The 14737-nt window shown below is 58.5% G+C and carries 29 protein-coding genes; all 29 read right to left on the bottom strand.

Annotated features, from left to right (window positions below; all coding sequences use genetic code 11):
- Positions 1-139: 139 nt before the first annotated feature.
- Positions 140-1117 (bottom strand): DNA-directed RNA polymerase subunit alpha, encoded by a 978-nt coding sequence (locus GCT19_RS26685; protein WP_007730697.1) that lies wholly within the window; start codon positions 1115-1117, stop codon positions 140-142.
- Positions 1118-1241: 124 nt separating this feature from the next.
- Positions 1242-1865, bottom strand: a complete 624-nt coding sequence (rpsD, locus tag GCT19_RS26680) for a 30S ribosomal protein S4 (protein WP_013090752.1) — start codon at positions 1863-1865, stop codon at positions 1242-1244.
- Positions 1866-2012: 147 nt separating this feature from the next.
- Entirely contained in the window at positions 2013-2417 is a 405-nt protein-coding gene (gene rpsK / locus GCT19_RS26675; RefSeq protein WP_006052224.1) for a 30S ribosomal protein S11, read from the bottom strand.
- A gap of 28 nt (positions 2418-2445) precedes the next feature.
- Positions 2446-2811 carry a 30S ribosomal protein S13 gene (rpsM, locus tag GCT19_RS26670; protein WP_008923332.1) on the bottom strand — a complete coding sequence of 122 codons (366 nt, stop codon included), beginning with the start codon at positions 2809-2811 and terminating at the stop codon, positions 2446-2448.
- A 41-nt stretch (positions 2812-2852) separates the two neighbouring features.
- On the bottom strand, positions 2853-2969 hold the full coding sequence (gene rpmJ, locus GCT19_RS26665; RefSeq protein WP_004199844.1) for a 50S ribosomal protein L36: 117 nt from the start codon (positions 2967-2969) through the stop codon (positions 2853-2855).
- A 20-nt stretch (positions 2970-2989) separates the two neighbouring features.
- A complete protein-coding gene (infA, locus tag GCT19_RS26660; protein WP_004521905.1) occupies positions 2990-3208 on the bottom strand; it encodes a translation initiation factor IF-1 in 219 nt (72 codons plus the stop codon).
- Between the two features lie 8 nt (positions 3209-3216).
- Positions 3217-4563 (bottom strand): preprotein translocase subunit SecY, encoded by a 1347-nt coding sequence (gene secY / locus GCT19_RS26655; RefSeq protein ID WP_013090753.1) that lies wholly within the window; start codon positions 4561-4563, stop codon positions 3217-3219.
- Positions 4564-4609: 46 nt separating this feature from the next.
- Positions 4610-5044, bottom strand: coding sequence for a 50S ribosomal protein L15 (rplO, locus tag GCT19_RS26650; protein ID WP_013090754.1), 435 nt, complete (start codon positions 5042-5044; stop codon positions 4610-4612).
- Between the two features lie 29 nt (positions 5045-5073).
- The gene (gene rpmD / locus GCT19_RS26645; protein WP_008923335.1) at positions 5074-5256 is read right to left on the bottom strand and encodes a 50S ribosomal protein L30; all 183 of its coding nucleotides are present in this window, start codon (positions 5254-5256) and stop codon (positions 5074-5076) included.
- Between the two features lie 12 nt (positions 5257-5268).
- On the bottom strand, positions 5269-5787 hold the full coding sequence (gene rpsE, locus GCT19_RS26640; protein WP_004197945.1) for a 30S ribosomal protein S5: 519 nt from the start codon (positions 5785-5787) through the stop codon (positions 5269-5271).
- Positions 5788-5801: 14 nt separating this feature from the next.
- Positions 5802-6167 (bottom strand): 50S ribosomal protein L18, encoded by a 366-nt coding sequence (rplR, locus tag GCT19_RS26635; RefSeq protein WP_008923336.1) that lies wholly within the window; start codon positions 6165-6167, stop codon positions 5802-5804.
- 12 nt (positions 6168-6179) lie between these two features.
- Positions 6180-6710: a 50S ribosomal protein L6 gene (rplF, locus tag GCT19_RS26630; RefSeq protein ID WP_018433854.1), complete on the bottom strand. Its 531-nt coding sequence runs from the start codon at positions 6708-6710 to the stop codon at positions 6180-6182.
- 18 nt (positions 6711-6728) lie between these two features.
- Entirely contained in the window at positions 6729-7124 is a 396-nt protein-coding gene (gene rpsH / locus GCT19_RS26625) for a 30S ribosomal protein S8 (RefSeq protein WP_013090756.1), read from the bottom strand.
- 14 nt (positions 7125-7138) lie between these two features.
- Positions 7139-7444: a 30S ribosomal protein S14 gene (gene rpsN / locus GCT19_RS26620; RefSeq protein WP_013090757.1), complete on the bottom strand. Its 306-nt coding sequence runs from the start codon at positions 7442-7444 to the stop codon at positions 7139-7141.
- A gap of 7 nt (positions 7445-7451) precedes the next feature.
- Entirely contained in the window at positions 7452-7991 is a 540-nt protein-coding gene (gene rplE / locus GCT19_RS26615) for a 50S ribosomal protein L5 (RefSeq protein ID WP_008923339.1), read from the bottom strand.
- A gap of 16 nt (positions 7992-8007) precedes the next feature.
- Positions 8008-8316, bottom strand: a complete 309-nt coding sequence (gene rplX / locus GCT19_RS26610) for a 50S ribosomal protein L24 (protein ID WP_008923340.1) — start codon at positions 8314-8316, stop codon at positions 8008-8010.
- A gap of 9 nt (positions 8317-8325) precedes the next feature.
- Positions 8326-8694 (bottom strand): 50S ribosomal protein L14, encoded by a 369-nt coding sequence (gene rplN / locus GCT19_RS26605; protein ID WP_006998478.1) that lies wholly within the window; start codon positions 8692-8694, stop codon positions 8326-8328.
- Between the two features lie 290 nt (positions 8695-8984).
- Positions 8985-9257 (bottom strand): 30S ribosomal protein S17, encoded by a 273-nt coding sequence (gene rpsQ, locus GCT19_RS26600; RefSeq protein WP_007180129.1) that lies wholly within the window; start codon positions 9255-9257, stop codon positions 8985-8987.
- On the bottom strand, positions 9254-9448 hold the full coding sequence (gene rpmC, locus GCT19_RS26595) for a 50S ribosomal protein L29 (RefSeq protein WP_007180130.1): 195 nt from the start codon (positions 9446-9448) through the stop codon (positions 9254-9256). The genes rpsQ and rpmC overlap by 4 nt, the downstream gene beginning before the upstream one ends.
- 10 nt (positions 9449-9458) lie before the next feature.
- Complete coding sequence (gene rplP / locus GCT19_RS26590) at positions 9459-9875, bottom strand: 50S ribosomal protein L16 (RefSeq protein ID WP_008923342.1); 417 nt, start codon at positions 9873-9875, stop codon at positions 9459-9461.
- A 2-nt stretch (positions 9876-9877) separates the two neighbouring features.
- Entirely contained in the window at positions 9878-10684 is an 807-nt protein-coding gene (gene rpsC / locus GCT19_RS26585) for a 30S ribosomal protein S3 (RefSeq protein WP_012434570.1), read from the bottom strand.
- An 11-nt stretch (positions 10685-10695) separates the two neighbouring features.
- Complete coding sequence (gene rplV / locus GCT19_RS26580; protein ID WP_007730533.1) at positions 10696-11025, bottom strand: 50S ribosomal protein L22; 330 nt, start codon at positions 11023-11025, stop codon at positions 10696-10698.
- A 12-nt stretch (positions 11026-11037) separates the two neighbouring features.
- The gene (rpsS, locus tag GCT19_RS26575) at positions 11038-11313 is read right to left on the bottom strand and encodes a 30S ribosomal protein S19 (protein WP_006998484.1); all 276 of its coding nucleotides are present in this window, start codon (positions 11311-11313) and stop codon (positions 11038-11040) included.
- Positions 11314-11323: 10 nt separating this feature from the next.
- The gene (rplB, locus tag GCT19_RS26570) at positions 11324-12151 is read right to left on the bottom strand and encodes a 50S ribosomal protein L2 (protein WP_013090758.1); all 828 of its coding nucleotides are present in this window, start codon (positions 12149-12151) and stop codon (positions 11324-11326) included.
- Positions 12152-12153: 2 nt separating this feature from the next.
- Positions 12154-12468: a 50S ribosomal protein L23 gene (gene rplW / locus GCT19_RS26565; RefSeq protein WP_008923345.1), complete on the bottom strand. Its 315-nt coding sequence runs from the start codon at positions 12466-12468 to the stop codon at positions 12154-12156.
- Positions 12465-13085: a 50S ribosomal protein L4 gene (gene rplD / locus GCT19_RS26560; protein ID WP_008923346.1), complete on the bottom strand. Its 621-nt coding sequence runs from the start codon at positions 13083-13085 to the stop codon at positions 12465-12467. The genes rplW and rplD overlap by 4 nt, the downstream gene beginning before the upstream one ends.
- Positions 13085-13744, bottom strand: coding sequence for a 50S ribosomal protein L3 (gene rplC, locus GCT19_RS26555; RefSeq protein ID WP_026228374.1), 660 nt, complete (start codon positions 13742-13744; stop codon positions 13085-13087). Before rplC ends, rplD begins: the two co-directional genes overlap by 1 nt.
- A gap of 201 nt (positions 13745-13945) precedes the next feature.
- Entirely contained in the window at positions 13946-14257 is a 312-nt protein-coding gene (rpsJ, locus tag GCT19_RS26550) for a 30S ribosomal protein S10 (RefSeq protein WP_006998489.1), read from the bottom strand.
- 127 nt (positions 14258-14384) lie between these two features.
- Positions 14385-14737 (bottom strand): EF-Tu C-terminal domain-related protein (locus GCT19_RS26545; protein ID WP_456299582.1); only part of this gene is annotated, 353 nt, incomplete at its 5' end.

Raw genomic sequence — 14737 nt, 5'->3', positions numbered from 1 at the left:
CACTCGCTCTGCAGCAAACAGTGAGCGCACGGGCCGGTAGTTAAAAAAGACAAGACGCGGATTTTAAAGGAAAATCCGCGTCTTTGCCAGTACAGTACAGCAGTGCAATTCGTGGGTTACACCCAACCAAGCTGTCCGCTTACTTGTCGAGACCAGCTGGCGGCCAGTTTTCGAGCTTCATGCCGAGCGTCAGACCGCGCGATGCCAGAACTTCCTTAATCTCGTTCAGCGACTTGCGACCCAGATTCGGAGTCTTGAGCAGCTCGTTCTCGGTACGCTGGATCAGGTCGCCGATGTAGTAGATGTTCTCGGCCTTCAGGCAGTTCGCGGAACGAACCGTCAGTTCCAGATCGTCGACCGGGCGCAGCAGGATCGGATCGATCTGCGGTGCGCGCGACGGCGCTTCTGCCGCTGCTTCGGTACCTTCCAGCGCCGCGAACACCGACAGCTGATCGACCAGAATGCGCGCCGATTGGCGGATCGCTTCTTCCGGCGAAATCACACCGTTGGTTTCGATGTTCATCACGAGTTTGTCGAGGTCGGTGCGCTGCTCGACACGAGCGCTTTCCACCGCGTAGCTCACGCGACGAACCGGCGAAAACGACGCGTCCAGCACGATTCGGCCGATAATCTTGGCCGACTCTTCACCGTAACGACGCACATTGCCCGGCACATAGCCGCGGCCCTTTTCCACCTTGATCTGCACGTCGAGCTTGCCACCCTTCGACAGATGCGCAATCACGTGGTCCGGATTGATGACTTCGCAATCGTGTGCGAGTTCGATATCACCGGCGGTTACCACGCCTTCGCCTTCCTTGCGCAGCGTAACCGTCACTTCGTCACGATTATGCAGCTTAAAGACGACGCCCTTCAGGTTCAACAACAGGTTGACCACATCCTCTTGCACACCGTCGAGCGTCGAATACTCATGCACGACGCCTGCAATCGTCACCTCGGTCGGGGCATAACCGACCATCGACGACAATAGCACGCGCCGAAGCGCGTTACCCAAGGTGTGGCCATAACCGCGTTCAAACGGTTCCATGACCACTTTCGCGTGGCTCTCGCCAAGCGATTCAACTGCAATGATCTTGGGCTTCAACAAACTGGTTTGCATAGGTTTTCCTTTTCAATACCCTCGGCTCGTTACACCGATAAGGCTGACCGGTAACAACCTGAAAATAAACAGCCGAGACACCCCCTTGCGCAACGCAATCAGGGCGCCCCGGCCGTCAATCCGATTACCGCGAATACAATTCGACGATCAGGCTTTCGTTGATGTCGCCAGCGATGTCGCTGCGTTCCGGCTTCTGCTTGAAGGTACCTTCGAACTTCTTCGCGTCGACCGCAACCCAGCTCGGCATGCCGCCTTGTTCGGCGAGCGACAGCGCCTCGATGATGCGAGCCTGCTTCCGCTTCTGTTCGCGTACAGCGACGACGTCGCCAGCCTTCACTTGCATCGACGGGATGTTCGTCACGACGCCGTTCACGGTGATTGCCTTGTGGCCAACCAGCTGCCGTGCTTCGGCACGCGTCGAGCCGAAGCCCATCCGATACACGACGTTGTCCAGACGCGATTCGAGCAGTTGCAGCAGGTTTTCACCCGTGTTGCCCTTCAGGCGGTCTGCTTCAGCGAAGTAGCGACGGAACTGGCGCTCGAGGACACCGTAGATACGCTTTACTTTTTGCTTCTCGCGGAGCTGCGTGCCATAGTCGGACGTGCGCGCGCCCGAGGTGCGGCCGTGCTGGCCGGGCTTGCTGTCCAGCTTGCACTTGTCAGCGAGCGAACGGCGAGCGCTCTTCAGGAAGAGGTCAGTGCCTTCACGGCGGGACAGCTTGGCCTTGGGGCCGATATAACGTGCCACGTTGATTCCTTCTGTGATTAATCACGCGAGTGCTTCCACTCGCGCTAGTCCGAACCCTTTGGGTCGAACGGTGGGCTTAGTCAATTCAATAACGCGCGCAGCCCGCCGCCGCGCAAGGCGGCAACAGGCGCTCGCAAAACCCGCGTCTTAGATACGACGACGCTTCGGCGGACGGCAGCCGTTGTGCGGGACCGGCGTCACGTCGGAGATCGCGGTGATCTTGATGCCAAGACCATGCAGCGCGCGCACCGCCGATTCACGGCCAGGACCGGGGCCCTTGATCCGCACTTCGAGGTTCTTCACGCCGTATTCCATCGCCACGCGGCCAGCCGACTCAGCTGCGACCTGAGCTGCAAACGGGGTCGACTTACGCGAACCCTTGAAGCCCTGACCGCCCGAGGTTGCCCAGGCAAGCGCGTTGCCTTGACGATCGGTGATCGTGATGATGGTGTTGTTGAACGACGCGTGAACGTGAACCACGCCCTCGGCGACGTTCTTCTTGACCTTCTTGCGAACGCGTTGCGCCGCGGAGTTGTTCGAAGCCTTAGCCATTACGTTTTCCTGTAACTGTCAGTTCCGCTTACTTCTTCAGCGATTGCGCTGCACGACGCGGACCCTTGCGCGTACGGGCATTCGTACGCGTACGCTGGCCGCGCAGGGGGAGACCCTTACGATGCCGCACGCCACGATAGCAGCCGAGATCCATCAGGCGCTTGATGTTCATCGTCGTTTCACGGCGCAGATCGCCTTCAACGATGAACTTGCCGACTTCTTCACGCAGCTTTTCGAGGTCTGCGTCAGTCAGGTCTTTGACCTTCTTCGAAAATGCCACACCAGCAGCGACGCAAATGTCGCGCGAGCGCGTGCGACCGATACCGTAAATAGCCGTCAGGCCGATTTCAGTATGCTGGTGATTCGGGATGTTAACCCCTGCGATACGAGCCATTGTTTTTCCTCAAACAAAAAGCGCAAGCAAAAGCGCGGCGTTCAGCCTTGACGCTGTTTGTGGCGCGGATCAGAGCTGCAAATCACGCGCACAACGCCTTTGCGCTTGATAATCTTGCAATTGCGGCAAATGCGCTTAACCGATGCCATCACTTTCATGATATTACCCTTTTTTCAAATCACTTCGCCCGGAAGACGATCCGCGCACGCGACAGATCGTAAGGCGTCAATTCAACCGTCACCTTGTCGCCCGGCAGGATTCGGATGTAGTGCATCCGCATCTTGCCGGATATGTGTCCCAACACGACATGGCCGTTTTCCAGCTTCACCCTGAAGGTAGCGTTAGGCAGGTTCTCAATTACTTCGCCCTGCATCTGGATCACATCGTCTTTGGCCATAAGTCCTTTCAACGCATCGGGACGCCGCCGCCTTTGAAATTAGCTTTCTTGAGCAGCGATTCATACTGTTGCGACATAACGTACGACTGCACCTGCGCCATGAAATCCATTGTGACGACGACAATGATCAGCAGCGACGTTCCACCAAAATAAAACGGCACGTTCCAGCGCAGCACCAGAAATTCGGGCAGCAGGCAAACGAACACGATGTAGATCGCACCGGCCAGCGTCAGACGCGTAAGGATGCGGTCGATATATCGCGCCGTCTGATCGCCCGGGCGGATGCCAGGGACGAAAGCGCCACTCTTTTTCAGGTTGTCGGCCGTTTCCCTGCTGTTGAACACCAGTGCGGTGTAGAAGAAGCAGAAGAAAACGATCGCCAACGCGTACAGCAACACGTACACGGGTTGACCGGGCTTCAGGGCTTCGGCCACGTTGTGCAACGTGTCTGCGAACCAGCTGGTACGCGAACCCGAACTGAACCAGTTCAGGATAGTTGCCGGGAAGAGAATGATCGACGATGCGAAGATCGGCGGAATCACTCCCGACATGTTCAGCTTCAGCGGCAAATGCGAAGACTGGCCGCCGTAAATCTTGTTGCCCACCTGCCGCTTCGCATAGTTCACAAGAATCTTGCGCTGGCCGCGCTCGATGAACACCACCAGATACGTCACAGCAGCAATCAGCGCGACGACAATAATCGCCGAGATGATACTCATCGAGCCGGTTCGCACCAGTTCAAAGAGCCCACCGATTGCGTTCGGGAAACCCGCCGCAATACCGCCAAAAATGATGATCGAGATACCGTTGCCAAGCCCGCGCTCCGTGATCTGCTCACCCAGCCACATCAGGAACATCGTGCCGGTCACCAGCGTCACGACCGTCGTCAACCGGAAAACCATTCCCGGATCGATCACGAGGCCCGGCTGATTTTCCAGCGCGACGGCAATACCGAACGCCTGGAACGTCGCCAGCACAACCGTGAAGATCCGCGTGTACTGCGTAATCTTCCGTTGACCTGCCTGCCCTTCCTTTTTCAGCGCCTCGAGTTGCGGCGAGACAATCGCCAGCAACTGCATGATGATCGACGCCGAAATGTACGGCATGATCCCCAGCGCGAAAATCGTGAACCGCGAAAGTGCGCCACCCGAGAACATGTTGAACATGCCAAGGATGCCGCCCGACTGGCTTTGGAACAACTTCGCCAGTTGGTCCGGGTCGATACCCGGCACCGGAATATGCGCGCCGATACGGTAGACGACCAGCGCCAGCAGCAAGAACACTGCTCGCCGACGCAGATCGCCAAACTTCGCCGCGCTGCGACCGGGTTTTGCGAGACTCGGGCTGTTAGCCAAGTACCTTCTCCGATGCAAATGCTAGTGACGGCAAATAACTTGCGCGTTACTCGGCAAACGAGCCACCGGCTGCTTCGATAGCAGCGCGTGCGCTCTTCGTCGCACCCAGACCCTTCACAACGACCTTGCGCTTGAGCTCGCCCGTTGCAATGATCTTGGCGCTACGGATCAGCTCGCCGACCAGGCCGGCTTGTTTGAGAGCCAGCAGATCGACTTCGTCGACCGGCAGCTTCTCCAGATCCGAAAGACGCACTTCACCGACGAATTCCTTCGTCAGCGAGGTGAAGCCACGCTTCGGCAGGCGACGTTGCAGCGGCATTTGACCGCCTTCGAAGCCAACCTTGTGAAAGCCGCCCGAACGCGACTTCTGACCCTTATGACCACGGCCAGCGGTCTTGCCGAGGCCGGAGCCGATGCCGCGACCAACGCGACGCTTTGCGTGCTTCGCGCCTTCAGCCGGCTTCAGGTTATTCAATTCCATTATCAACTCCTTGAGTCCTGATCAGCCGCTTAGCTGATGACCTTAACGAGGTACGAAACCTTGTTGATCATGCCGCGCACAGCCGGCGTATCCTGCAACTCGCTAACCGAGTTGAGTCGGCGCAGGCCCAAGCCACGCACCGTTGCACGGTGCGATTCACGGGTGCCGATCAGGCTCTTGACGAGCTGGACCTTGACAGTTTTATCAGACATGGTGTCCACCTTTTAGCCCAGAATTTCTTCGACGGACTTGCCACGCTTCGCAGCGATGTCGGCCGGCGTGGACTGCTTGCGCAGGCCGTCGAGCGTCGCACGAACGAGGTTGTACGGGTTCGTCGAACCGTGGCTCTTAGCCACGACGTTCTGCACGCCCATCACGTCGAACACTGCGCGCATCGGGCCGCCAGCGATCACACCAGTACCATCCTTCGCCGGAGCGAGGAGGACCGTCGATGCGCCGTGCTTGCCGTGCACTTCGTGTTGCAGGGTACCGTTCTTCAGCGGCACCTTGAACATGTTGCGCCGAGCCTGTTCCATCGCCTTCTGGACAGCGACCGGCACTTCCTTGGCCTTACCCTTGCCCATACCGACGCGGCCATCACCGTCGCCAACCACGGTCAGTGCAGCGAAGCCGAGAATACGGCCACCCTTCACCACCTTGGTCACGCGGTTGACCGAGATCATCTTTTCACGAAGGCCGTCGTCGCGTTCGTCAGCCTGAACTTTAGCTTGCATCTTTGCCATGACGAATTCTTCCCTTAGAACTTGAGTCCGGCTTCGCGCGCCGCATCAGCCAGCGCTTTCACGCGGCCGTGGTAACGGAAACCCGAACGGTCGAAGGCGACGGATTCGATGCCGGCAGCCTTAGCCTTTTCTGCAATGCGCTTGCCGATCAGGGTCGCAGCAGCAACGTTGCCGCCCTTGCCCGATTGATCGGCCAGTTGCGCACGCACTTCGGCTTCGAGCGTCGACGCGCTGGCGAGCACCTTGGTGCCGCACGGCGAGAACACTTGCGCATAGATGTGCGTGTTCGTGCGATGCACGGCGAGACGCGCGACCTGCAGCTCAGCGATCTTGATACGCGTCTGACGAGCGCGGCGCAGGCGAGATTGAGTCTTATCCATGATTGCGCACCCTTACTTCTTCTTCGTTTCTTTGAGGATCACAACCTCATCGGCGTAACGCACGCCCTTGCCCTTGTAGGGCTCCGGCGGACGGTAGCCGCGCACTTCTGCAGCGACTTGACCGACTTGTTGCTTGTTGATCCCCTTGATCACGATTTCGGTTTGCGACGGGGTTTCTGCCTTGACGCCAGCCGGCATCTGGTGCACCACCGGGTGCGAGAAACCCAGCGACAGGTTCAGCTTGTCGCCTTGCGCCTGTGCGCGATAACCAACGCCAACCAGCGTCAGCTTGCGCTCGAAACCCTTCGTCACGCCGTGCACCATGTTCGCAACCAGTGCGCGCATCGTGCCCGACATCGCATTCGCTTCGCGGCTTTCATCGACCGGCTCGAACTTCAGCGTGCCGTTGTCGTTCACCACCTTCACGAGGCTGTTAGCAGCCTGCGAAATCGTACCCAGCGGCCCCTTGACAGTGATGCTGTCGGCGCTCAGGGCCACTTCCGCGCCTTGCAGCGCGATCGGGCTCTTACCTACTCGAGACATGTTTCTCTCCTTTCGGCCTTAAGCGACGTAGCAGATGACTTCGCCGCCAACGCCCGTTGCACGTGCCTTGCGGTCCGTCATCACGCCCTTCGGCGTCGACACGATTGCCACGCCCAGGCCATTCATGACCACGGGGATGTCGTTACGGCCGCGGTACACACGCAGACCAGGCTTCGAGACGCGTTCGATGCGCTCGATGACCGGACGGCCAGCGTAATACTTCAACACGATGTTCAATTCCGACTTCGCACCTTCGGACTTCACTGCGAAACCGTCGATATAACCTTCGTCCTTCAGGACCTGCGCAATCGCAACCTTGACTTTCGACGAGGGCATAGTCACCGAAACCTTCTCGACCATCTGCGCATTGCGGATGCGAGTCAGCATATCGGCGATAGGATCACTCATGCTCATTTATGTTTCTCCTATTACCAGCTCGCCTTGGTCAGGCCAGGAATCTCGCCGCGGAACGCGATTTCACGAATCTTGTTACGCGCCAGGCCGAATTTACGGAACGTGCCGCGCGGACGACCGGTAATTGCGCAACGATTGCGCTTACGGGTCGGGTTAGAGTTTCGCGGCAGTTGCTGCAGTTCCAGACGTGCTGCGTAATGCTCTTCTTCCGACTTGCTCATGTCGCCAATGATTGCCTTCAGTGCAGCACGCTTGGGAGCGTACTTGGCGGCGAGGCGAGCACGCTTCTTTTCACGTTCGATCAGTGCCAGTTTAGCCACGGTAACCTCAGTTTCTGAACGGGAACTTGAAGCTGGCGAGCAGAGCCTTTGCTTCGTCGTCAGTCTTCGCAGTCGTCGTGATGCTGATGTTCAGCCCACGCAGTGCGTCGATCTTGTCGTAGTCGATTTCGGGGAAAATGATCTGCTCTTTCACACCGATGTTGTAGTTGCCGCGACCATCGAAAGCCTTGCCCGAGACGCCACGGAAGTCGCGCACGCGGGGGAGCGCAACCGTCACGAAACGGTCGAGGAATTCGTACATTGCCTGGCCACGCAGCGTGACCATGGCGCCGATCGGATAGCCCTGACGGATCTTGAAGCCAGCGATTGCCTTGCGTGCCTTCGTGATCACCGGCTTCTGACCGGCGATCTTCGTCAGATCGCCAACGGCGTTTTCGATGATCTTCTTGTCAGCGACGGCTTCGCCAAGACCCATATTCAGGGTGATCTTGGTGATGCGCGGCACTTCCATCACGGACTTGTAACCGAACTTCTCGATGAGGCCGGGTACAACTTTCTCTTTGTAAAACTCTTGCAAACGAGCCATTTTTTACTCCGCAGCGTCAGGCGCTCAGCACGGCACCGGTCGTCTTCAGGAAACGGACCTTCTTGTCTCCTTCGACCTTGATGCCTACACGCGATGGCTTGCCATTCGCGTCGACCAATGCGACGTTCGAAATTTGCAGCGGCATCGTCTTGGCTTCCACGCCGCCAGTCGTACCCTTCATCGGGTTCGGCTTGACGTGCTTCTTGACGAGGTTGATGCCCTCGACAGTCACGGTTTCGCCGTGAACGGCCAGCACAACGCCACGCTTGCCCTTATCTTTGCCGGTGATGACGATAACTTCGTCACCCTTGCGAATCTTGTTCATCGCGACTCCTTACAGCACTTCAGGCGCCAGCGAAACGATCTTCATGAATCGTTCGCTACGCAACTCGCGCGTGACCGGTCCGAAAATACGGGTACCGATCGGTTCGAGCTTGGTGTTGAGCAACACAGCTGCGTTGCCGTCGAACTTGATCAGCGAGCCGTCCTGACGGCGCACGCCCTTGGCGGTGCGAACCACCACGGCGTTGTAGATTTCGCCTTTCTTCACGCGCCCGCGCGGCGTTGCCTCTTTGACAGTCACCTTGATGATGTCGCCAATGCTGGCATAACGACGCTTCGAGCCGCCGAGCACCTTGATGCACATGACTTCACGTGCACCCGTGTTGTCGGCTACTTCAAGCCGAGTTTCGGTCTGGATCATGGTTTATCTTTCCCAACTTAATCCGGTCACACCACCATGGTGCTTCCCGGTCAGTCTTGGTCCCGTCAGCCGATCGGCTGCTTGGGTTAGAACAGCAGCGACGGCAAACGAAACCCGCCATCGCAATCCGGTGAATCCTTCGGCACAGGCTGGCGCCCGAACCGCTTCCCCCACCAACTTCGCCCGCGACGGGGCTCCCATAAAGAGGGAAGACCGAGATTATATCAAATAATCTCGGTCTTGCAAGCGAAACTTACTGCGATTTCAACTACTTCTACAGCTTTGCGACATTAGATGACGCGAGCAGCCTCGACCAGGCGAGCCACAACCCAAGCCTTCGTCTTCGAAATCGGACGAGTTTCCTGGATTTCAACGAGGTCGCCTTCGTTGTACGTGTTCGCGTCGTCATGCGCGTGGTACTTCTTCGAACGCACGACGTACTTGCCGTAGATCGGGTGCTTCACGCGGTGCTCGACCAGCACGGTAACCGTCTTGTCCATCTTGTTGCTGACGACCTTGCCGACCAGCGTCCGCTTGAGCGAGGTTTTTACGCTATCGTTCATTTCTGGTTCGCCTTCTCAGTCAGGACGGTCCGCACACGTGCGATATCGCGACGAACCTTCTTCAGCTGGCTCGTGTTCGTGAGCTGCTGGGTCGCGAGTTGCATGCGCAGGCCGAATTGCGCCTTCAACAGGTCCGACAGCTCCTTGTTGAGCGCGGCCTGATCTTTCTGGTGAAGTTCGGAAGCCTTCATCATTTGCTCCTTAGGCGCCGAGCTGACGCACGATAAACGTCGTCTTCAGCGGCAGCTTCGCTGCAGCGAGACGGAACGCTTCGCGCGCCAGTTCTTCGGTTACGCCGTCCATTTCGTACAGCATCTTGCCCGGTTGAATCTCAGCGACGTAGTACTCCGGGTTACCCTTACCGTTACCCATACGCACTTCCGCCGGCTTGGTCGAGATCGGCTTGTCCGGGAAAATCCGGATCCAGATGCGGCCACCGCGCTTGATGTGACGCGTCATTGCACGACGCGCCGCTTCAATCTGGCGCGCGGTCAGACGGCCACGACCGACAGCCTTCAGGCCGAACTCACCGAACGACACCGCGTTGCCGCGGGTAGCAACGCCGGTGTTACGACCTTTCTGCTCTTTGCGATACTTTCTGCGTTTCGGTTGCAGCATCGTTATTCTCCAGTCTTCCCGTCGCCGCCGGCACCGCCAGCACGACGAGGAGCGCCACGGCGTGCACCTGCCGGGCCACCACCTTCACCATCACGACGCGGACGGCGATCGCCACCCGGACGTGCGTTGCGGCGCGGACGCTTTTCTTCGGCGACTTCTTCGACCACCGGTGCGTCGTTGCGGCCGAGCGTGTCGCCCTTGTAGACCCACACCTTCACGCCGATGATGCCGTACGTCGTCTTTGCTTCCGACGTTGCGTAGTCGATATCAGCACGCAGCGTATGAAGCGGCACGCGACCTTCGCGATACCACTCCGTACGGGCGATTTCGATACCGTTCAGACGGCCAGCGCTCATAATCTTGATGCCTTGAGCGCCCAGACGCATCGCGTTCTGCATCGCACGCTTCATCGCGCGACGGAACATGATCCGGCGCTCGAGTTGCTGCGTGATGGAATCAGCGATCAGTTGCGCGTCGGTTTCCGGCTTGCGGATTTCTTCGATGTTGACGTGAACCGGAACGCCCATGCGCTTTTGCAGCTCGGACTTCAGCAGTTCGATGTCTTCACCCTTCTTACCGATCACGACACCCGGACGCGAGCTGAAAATCGTGATACGGGCGTTCTTTGCAGGACGCTCGATCACAACGCGGCCGACGGACGCGTTCTTCAGCTTCTTCTTCAGGTATTCACGAACACCGATGTCTTCCTGCAACATCGCCGCGAAATTGTTGTTGTTCGCGTACCAACGCGAAGCCCAATTGCGGCTGACGGCCAAACGGAAGCCAGTCGGATGAATTTTCTGTCCCATCGTATGACCCCTTAATTCCCGACCGTCACAGTGATGTGACAGGATTGCTTCTCGATGCGGTTACCACGGCCCTTGGCGCGCGCGGTAAAACGCTTCAGCGACGCTGCCTTGTCGACGTAGATGCTCGTGATCTTGAGCTCGTCGATATCGGCGCCTTCGTTGTGCTCCGCATTCGCGATCGCCGACAGCACGACCTTTTTCACGATTCCCGCAGCCTTCTTCGGCGAGAACGTCAGAACGTTCAGCGCCTTGTCGACCGGCAAACCGCGGATCTGGTCAGCCACAAGGCGCGTTTTCTGCGCCGAGATGCGGGCACCGCGATGAATTGCTTTCACTTCCATCTTGATTGCCCCTTATTTCTTGGCCTTCTTGTCGGCCGCGTGACCCTTGAACGTACGGGTCAGTGCGAACTCGCCAAGCTTGTGGCCGACCATGTTTTCCGTGACATACACCGGAACGTGTTGACGGCCGTTGTGAACGGCGATCGTCAGACCGATGAAGTCCGGCAGAATCGTCGAGCGACGCGACCAGGTCTTGATCGGTTTCTTGTCACGCGATGCTGCAGCCGCCTCAACCTTCTTCAGCAAATGGGCGTCGCAGAACGGACCTTTCTTAATAGAACGTGCCATTGCCTACTCCTTAACGCTTGTGACGGCGCTGGACGATCATGCTCGTCGTGCGCTTGTTGCTGCGGGTGCGATAGCCCTTCGTCGGCGTGCCCCACGGGCTCACCGGATCGCGGCCTGCCGCAGTCTTGCCTTCGCCACCACCGTGCGGGTGGTCGACCGGGTTCATTGCAACGCCACGCACCGTCGGGCGGATACCGCGCCAGCGGTTCGCGCCAGCCTTACCGATTTGACGGAGGCTGTGCTCTTCGTTACCCACTTCCCCGATCGTCGCGCGGCACTCAACGTGCACGCGGCGGATTTCGCCCGAACGCAGACGAACCTGCGCGTAGACGCCTTCGCGAGCCAGCAGCATTGCCGACGTGCCAGCCGAACGCGCCATTTGCGCGCCCTTGCCCGGCAGCATTTCGATGCAGTGAATCGTCGTACCGACCGGAATGTTGCGGATCGGCAGCGTGTTACCTGCGCGGATCGGAGCTTCCGAACCTGACATCAGTTGCTGACCGACGGTGATACCCTTCGGAGCGATGATGTAGCGGCGCTCGCCGTCTGCGTACAGAACCAACGCGATGTTCGCGCTACGGTTCGGGTCGTACTCAAGACGCTCAACCTTTGCCGGAATACCATCTTTCGTACGACGGAAGTCGACGACACGATAGTGATGCTTGTGACCACCACCCTTGTGACGCGTGGTGATGTGACCGTTGTTGTTACGGCCGGCGGTCGACGACTGCGTGTCGAGCAGTGCCGCAAACGGCTTGCCCTTGTGCAGTTCTTTGTTGACCACCTTGACCATCGCGCGGCGGCCCGGCGAAGTCGGCTTAACTTTCACGATTGCCATGATTACTTGGCCTCCGCTTCAAAGTTGATTTCCTGGCCGGGCTTCAGGCAGACATACGCCTTCTTCACGTCCTTGCGCTTGCCCATGAAGCGGCCAAAGCGCTTGGCCTTGCCCTTCGCGACCAGCACGTTGACGGAATCGACTTCCACCTTGAACAGCAGCTCGACTGCAGCTTTCACTTCCTGCTTCGTGGCATCCGGCGCGACTTCGAACACAACCTGCTCGTTCTTGTCAGCAACCAGCGTCGCCTTTTCGGAGACCACCGGCGCGAGCAGGACCTGCATCAAACGATGATCGTTCTTGCGAATCTCGCTCATGACAGCAACTCCTCAATCTGGGCGACCGCAGCCTTCGTGATCAGGACCTTCTTGAAGTAGATCAGCGACAGCGGGTCGGCGTAACGCGGCTCGACAACCGCCACGTGGGCGAGGTTGCGCGACGCGAGGTACAGGTTTTCGTCAACCGTGTCGGTAATCACCAGCACGGAGTCGAGACCCATCGCCTTGAATTTTTCAGCCAGCAGCTTCGTCTTCGGCGCCTCGAGCGTCAGCTCGTCGACCACCGAGATGCGGCCTTCGCGGGCCAGTTGCGAGAAGATCGAGCAGAGACCTGCGCGATGCATCTTCTTGTTGACTTTGTGCGAAAAGTTTTCTTCCGGCGAATTCGGGAAGATACGGCCACCGCCGCGCCACAGCGGGCTCGACGACATACCGGCACGGGCACGGCCCGTACCCTTCTGGCGCCACGGCTTTTTGGTCGTGTGCTTGACCTGCTCACGATCCTTCTGCGCGCGGTTACCGCTACGAGCATTCGCCTGGTACGCAACCACCACCTGGTGAATCAGGGCTTCGTTGTAATCGCGGCCGAACACGACGTCCGACGCGCTAACGCCTGCACCTTCCTGACCATTGGCATTCAGGAGCTTAAGTTCCATTATTTCGCTCCTTTCACGGCACGCGTCTTCACGGCCGGCGTAACGAATACCTTGCCACCCTTCGCACCCGGAACGGCGCCCTTGACCAGCAGCAGCTTGCGGTCAGCGTCGATACGAGCGATTTCGAGGTTTTGCACCGTTACCTTCTCGTCACCCATGTGACCGGTCATGCGCTTACCCGGGAAAACACGACCCGGATCCTGCGCCATACCGATCGAACCCGGCACGTTGTGCGAGCGCGAGTTACCGTGCGATGCACGGCCAGACGAGAAGTTGTAACGCTTGATGGTACCGGCGTAGCCCTTACCGATCGACACACCTTGCACGTCGACCTTCTGGCCTACTTCGAACAGCTCAGGGCCAACCACGGTGCCGTTCGACAGCTCGGCAGCCTTGGCGGCATCGATCTGGAATTCTTTGAGGATTTCACCGGCTTGAACGCCAGCTTTGGCGAGATGACCTGCCAACGGCTTCGTCACGCGCGATGCACGGCGCGAACCGAAAGCAACCTGCACGGCTGTGTAGCCGTCGGTTTCAACAGTCTTGATCTGCGTCACGCGGTTGTCGGACACGTCCAGCACGGTGACGGGAATCGAATCCCCTTCAGCCGTGAAGATACGGGTCATGCCAACCTTGCGACCTACGAGTCCAAGGCTCATCGTTTTCTCCATTCCCGACTGCGATTGGTCGGGGCTAATTTACAAAATGTCGGCGCCGTTTCGGGCATGAAACCATGCTGCAGCACGCCGACTTTTTTACGCAAATGCGCGAAAAGCTCACTAGTATAGCGAGCCTTTTCGTTTTCCGCAAGCAATCAAAGACTTAGCGCTGTCCGGGTTGTCGGACAAGGGCTGGAAGCCTTACTGCAGCTTGATTTCAACGTCCACGCCGGCCGGCAGGTCCAGCTTCATCAGCGCGTCGACGGTCTTGTCCGTCGGATCGACGATGTCCATCAGACGCTGGTGCGTGCGGATTTCCAGCTGATCGCGCGACGTCTTGTTGACGTGCGGCGAACGCAGGATGTCGAAGCGTTGAATGCGAGTCGGCAGGGGCACCGGACCACGAACGATTGCGCCAGTCCGCTTTGCCGTATCGACGATTTCAGCTGCCGATTGATCGATCAGGCGATAGTCGAAAGCCTTCAGGCGAATGCGGATTTTCTGGTTCTGCATGACAAATTCCTTGGAAAGAGCGAGGCGATATTGCACCGCCGAGTAGAAAAAGAACGTAGGCTCGGGCGCTGGCGGAGAGCGGGCGCCCGAGCCGGGGCGCTACATACTGCTACAGCAATCGACGATTTTACTCGATGATCTTTGCGACGACACCAGCGCCGACCGTACGACCGCCTTCGCGAATTGCGAAGCGCAGGCCTTCTTCCATTGCGATCGGGTTGATCAGCTTCACCGTGATCGACACGTTGTCGCCCGGCATCACCATTTCCTTGTCCTTCGGCAGCTCGATCGAGCCCGTCACGTCCGTCGTACGGAAGTAGAACTGCGGACGGTAGTTGTTGAAGAACGGCGTGTGACGGCCGCCTTCGTCCTTGCTCAGCACGTACACTTCAGCCGTGAAGTGCGTGTGCGGGTTGATCGAACCCGGCTTGGCCAGAACCTGACCACGCTCCACGTCTTCACGCTTCGTGCCGCGCAGCA

Origin of the sequence: Paraburkholderia atlantica, assembly GCF_009362785.1 — a bacterium.
Lineage (GTDB): Bacteria > Pseudomonadota > Gammaproteobacteria > Burkholderiales > Burkholderiaceae > Paraburkholderia > Paraburkholderia atlantica.
The sequence above is the reverse complement of the archived record's forward strand: the minus strand, read 5'-3'. Positions and strand labels throughout refer to the sequence as shown.

Bases quoted from the DNA above. Each gene is read 5' to 3' on its own strand.
- rplN (WP_006998478.1), bottom strand. From the start codon at position 8,694: ATGATCCAGACCGAAACTCGGCTTGAAGTAGCCGACAACACGGGTGCA.
- rpsJ (WP_006998489.1), bottom strand. From the start codon at position 14,257: ATGCAGAACCAGAAAATCCGCATTCGCCTGAAGGCTTTCGACTATCGC.
- rplR (WP_008923336.1), bottom strand. From the start codon at position 6,167: ATGGATAAGACTCAATCTCGCCTGCGCCGCGCTCGTCAGACGCGTATC.
- rpsE (WP_004197945.1), bottom strand. From the start codon at position 5,787: ATGGCAAAGATGCAAGCTAAAGTTCAGGCTGACGAACGCGACGACGGC.
- rplP (WP_008923342.1), bottom strand. From the start codon at position 9,875: ATGCTGCAACCGAAACGCAGAAAGTATCGCAAAGAGCAGAAAGGTCGT.
- rpmD (WP_008923335.1), bottom strand. From the start codon at position 5,256: ATGTCTGATAAAACTGTCAAGGTCCAGCTCGTCAAGAGCCTGATCGGC.
- rplC (WP_026228374.1), bottom strand. From the start codon at position 13,744: ATGAGCCTTGGACTCGTAGGTCGCAAGGTTGGCATGACCCGTATCTTC.
- GCT19_RS26685 (WP_007730697.1), bottom strand. From the start codon at position 1,117: ATGCAAACCAGTTTGTTGAAGCCCAAGATCATTGCAGTTGAATCGCTT.
- rplF (WP_018433854.1), bottom strand. From the start codon at position 6,710: ATGTCTCGAGTAGGTAAGAGCCCGATCGCGCTGCAAGGCGCGGAAGTG.
- rpsS (WP_006998484.1), bottom strand. From the start codon at position 11,313: ATGGCACGTTCTATTAAGAAAGGTCCGTTCTGCGACGCCCATTTGCTG.
- rplD (WP_008923346.1), bottom strand. From the start codon at position 13,085: ATGGAACTTAAGCTCCTGAATGCCAATGGTCAGGAAGGTGCAGGCGTT.
- rpsM (WP_008923332.1), bottom strand. From the start codon at position 2,811: ATGGCTCGTATCGCAGGGGTTAACATCCCGAATCACCAGCATACTGAA.
- rplX (WP_008923340.1), bottom strand. From the start codon at position 8,316: ATGAACAAGATTCGCAAGGGTGACGAAGTTATCGTCATCACCGGCAAA.
- rpsC (WP_012434570.1), bottom strand. From the start codon at position 10,684: ATGGGACAGAAAATTCATCCGACTGGCTTCCGTTTGGCCGTCAGCCGC.
- rplO (WP_013090754.1), bottom strand. From the start codon at position 5,044: ATGGAATTGAATAACCTGAAGCCGGCTGAAGGCGCGAAGCACGCAAAG.
- rpmC (WP_007180130.1), bottom strand. From the start codon at position 9,448: ATGAAGGCTTCCGAACTTCACCAGAAAGATCAGGCCGCGCTCAACAAG.
- rpsK (WP_006052224.1), bottom strand. From the start codon at position 2,417: ATGGCTAAGGCTTCGAACAACTCCGCGGCGCAACGCGTTCGCAAGAAG.
- infA (WP_004521905.1), bottom strand. From the start codon at position 3,208: ATGGCCAAAGACGATGTGATCCAGATGCAGGGCGAAGTAATTGAGAAC.
- rplW (WP_008923345.1), bottom strand. From the start codon at position 12,468: ATGAGCGAGATTCGCAAGAACGATCATCGTTTGATGCAGGTCCTGCTC.
- rplE (WP_008923339.1), bottom strand. From the start codon at position 7,991: ATGGCTCGTTTGCAAGAGTTTTACAAAGAGAAAGTTGTACCCGGCCTC.
- rpsH (WP_013090756.1), bottom strand. From the start codon at position 7,124: ATGAGCATGAGTGATCCTATCGCCGATATGCTGACTCGCATCCGCAAT.
- rpmJ (WP_004199844.1), bottom strand. From the start codon at position 2,969: ATGAAAGTGATGGCATCGGTTAAGCGCATTTGCCGCAATTGCAAGATT.
- rpsQ (WP_007180129.1), bottom strand. From the start codon at position 9,257: ATGAACGATAGCGTAAAAACCTCGCTCAAGCGGACGCTGGTCGGCAAG.
- rplV (WP_007730533.1), bottom strand. From the start codon at position 11,025: ATGGAAGTGAAAGCAATTCATCGCGGTGCCCGCATCTCGGCGCAGAAA.
- rplB (WP_013090758.1), bottom strand. From the start codon at position 12,151: ATGGCAATCGTGAAAGTTAAGCCGACTTCGCCGGGCCGCCGCGCGATG.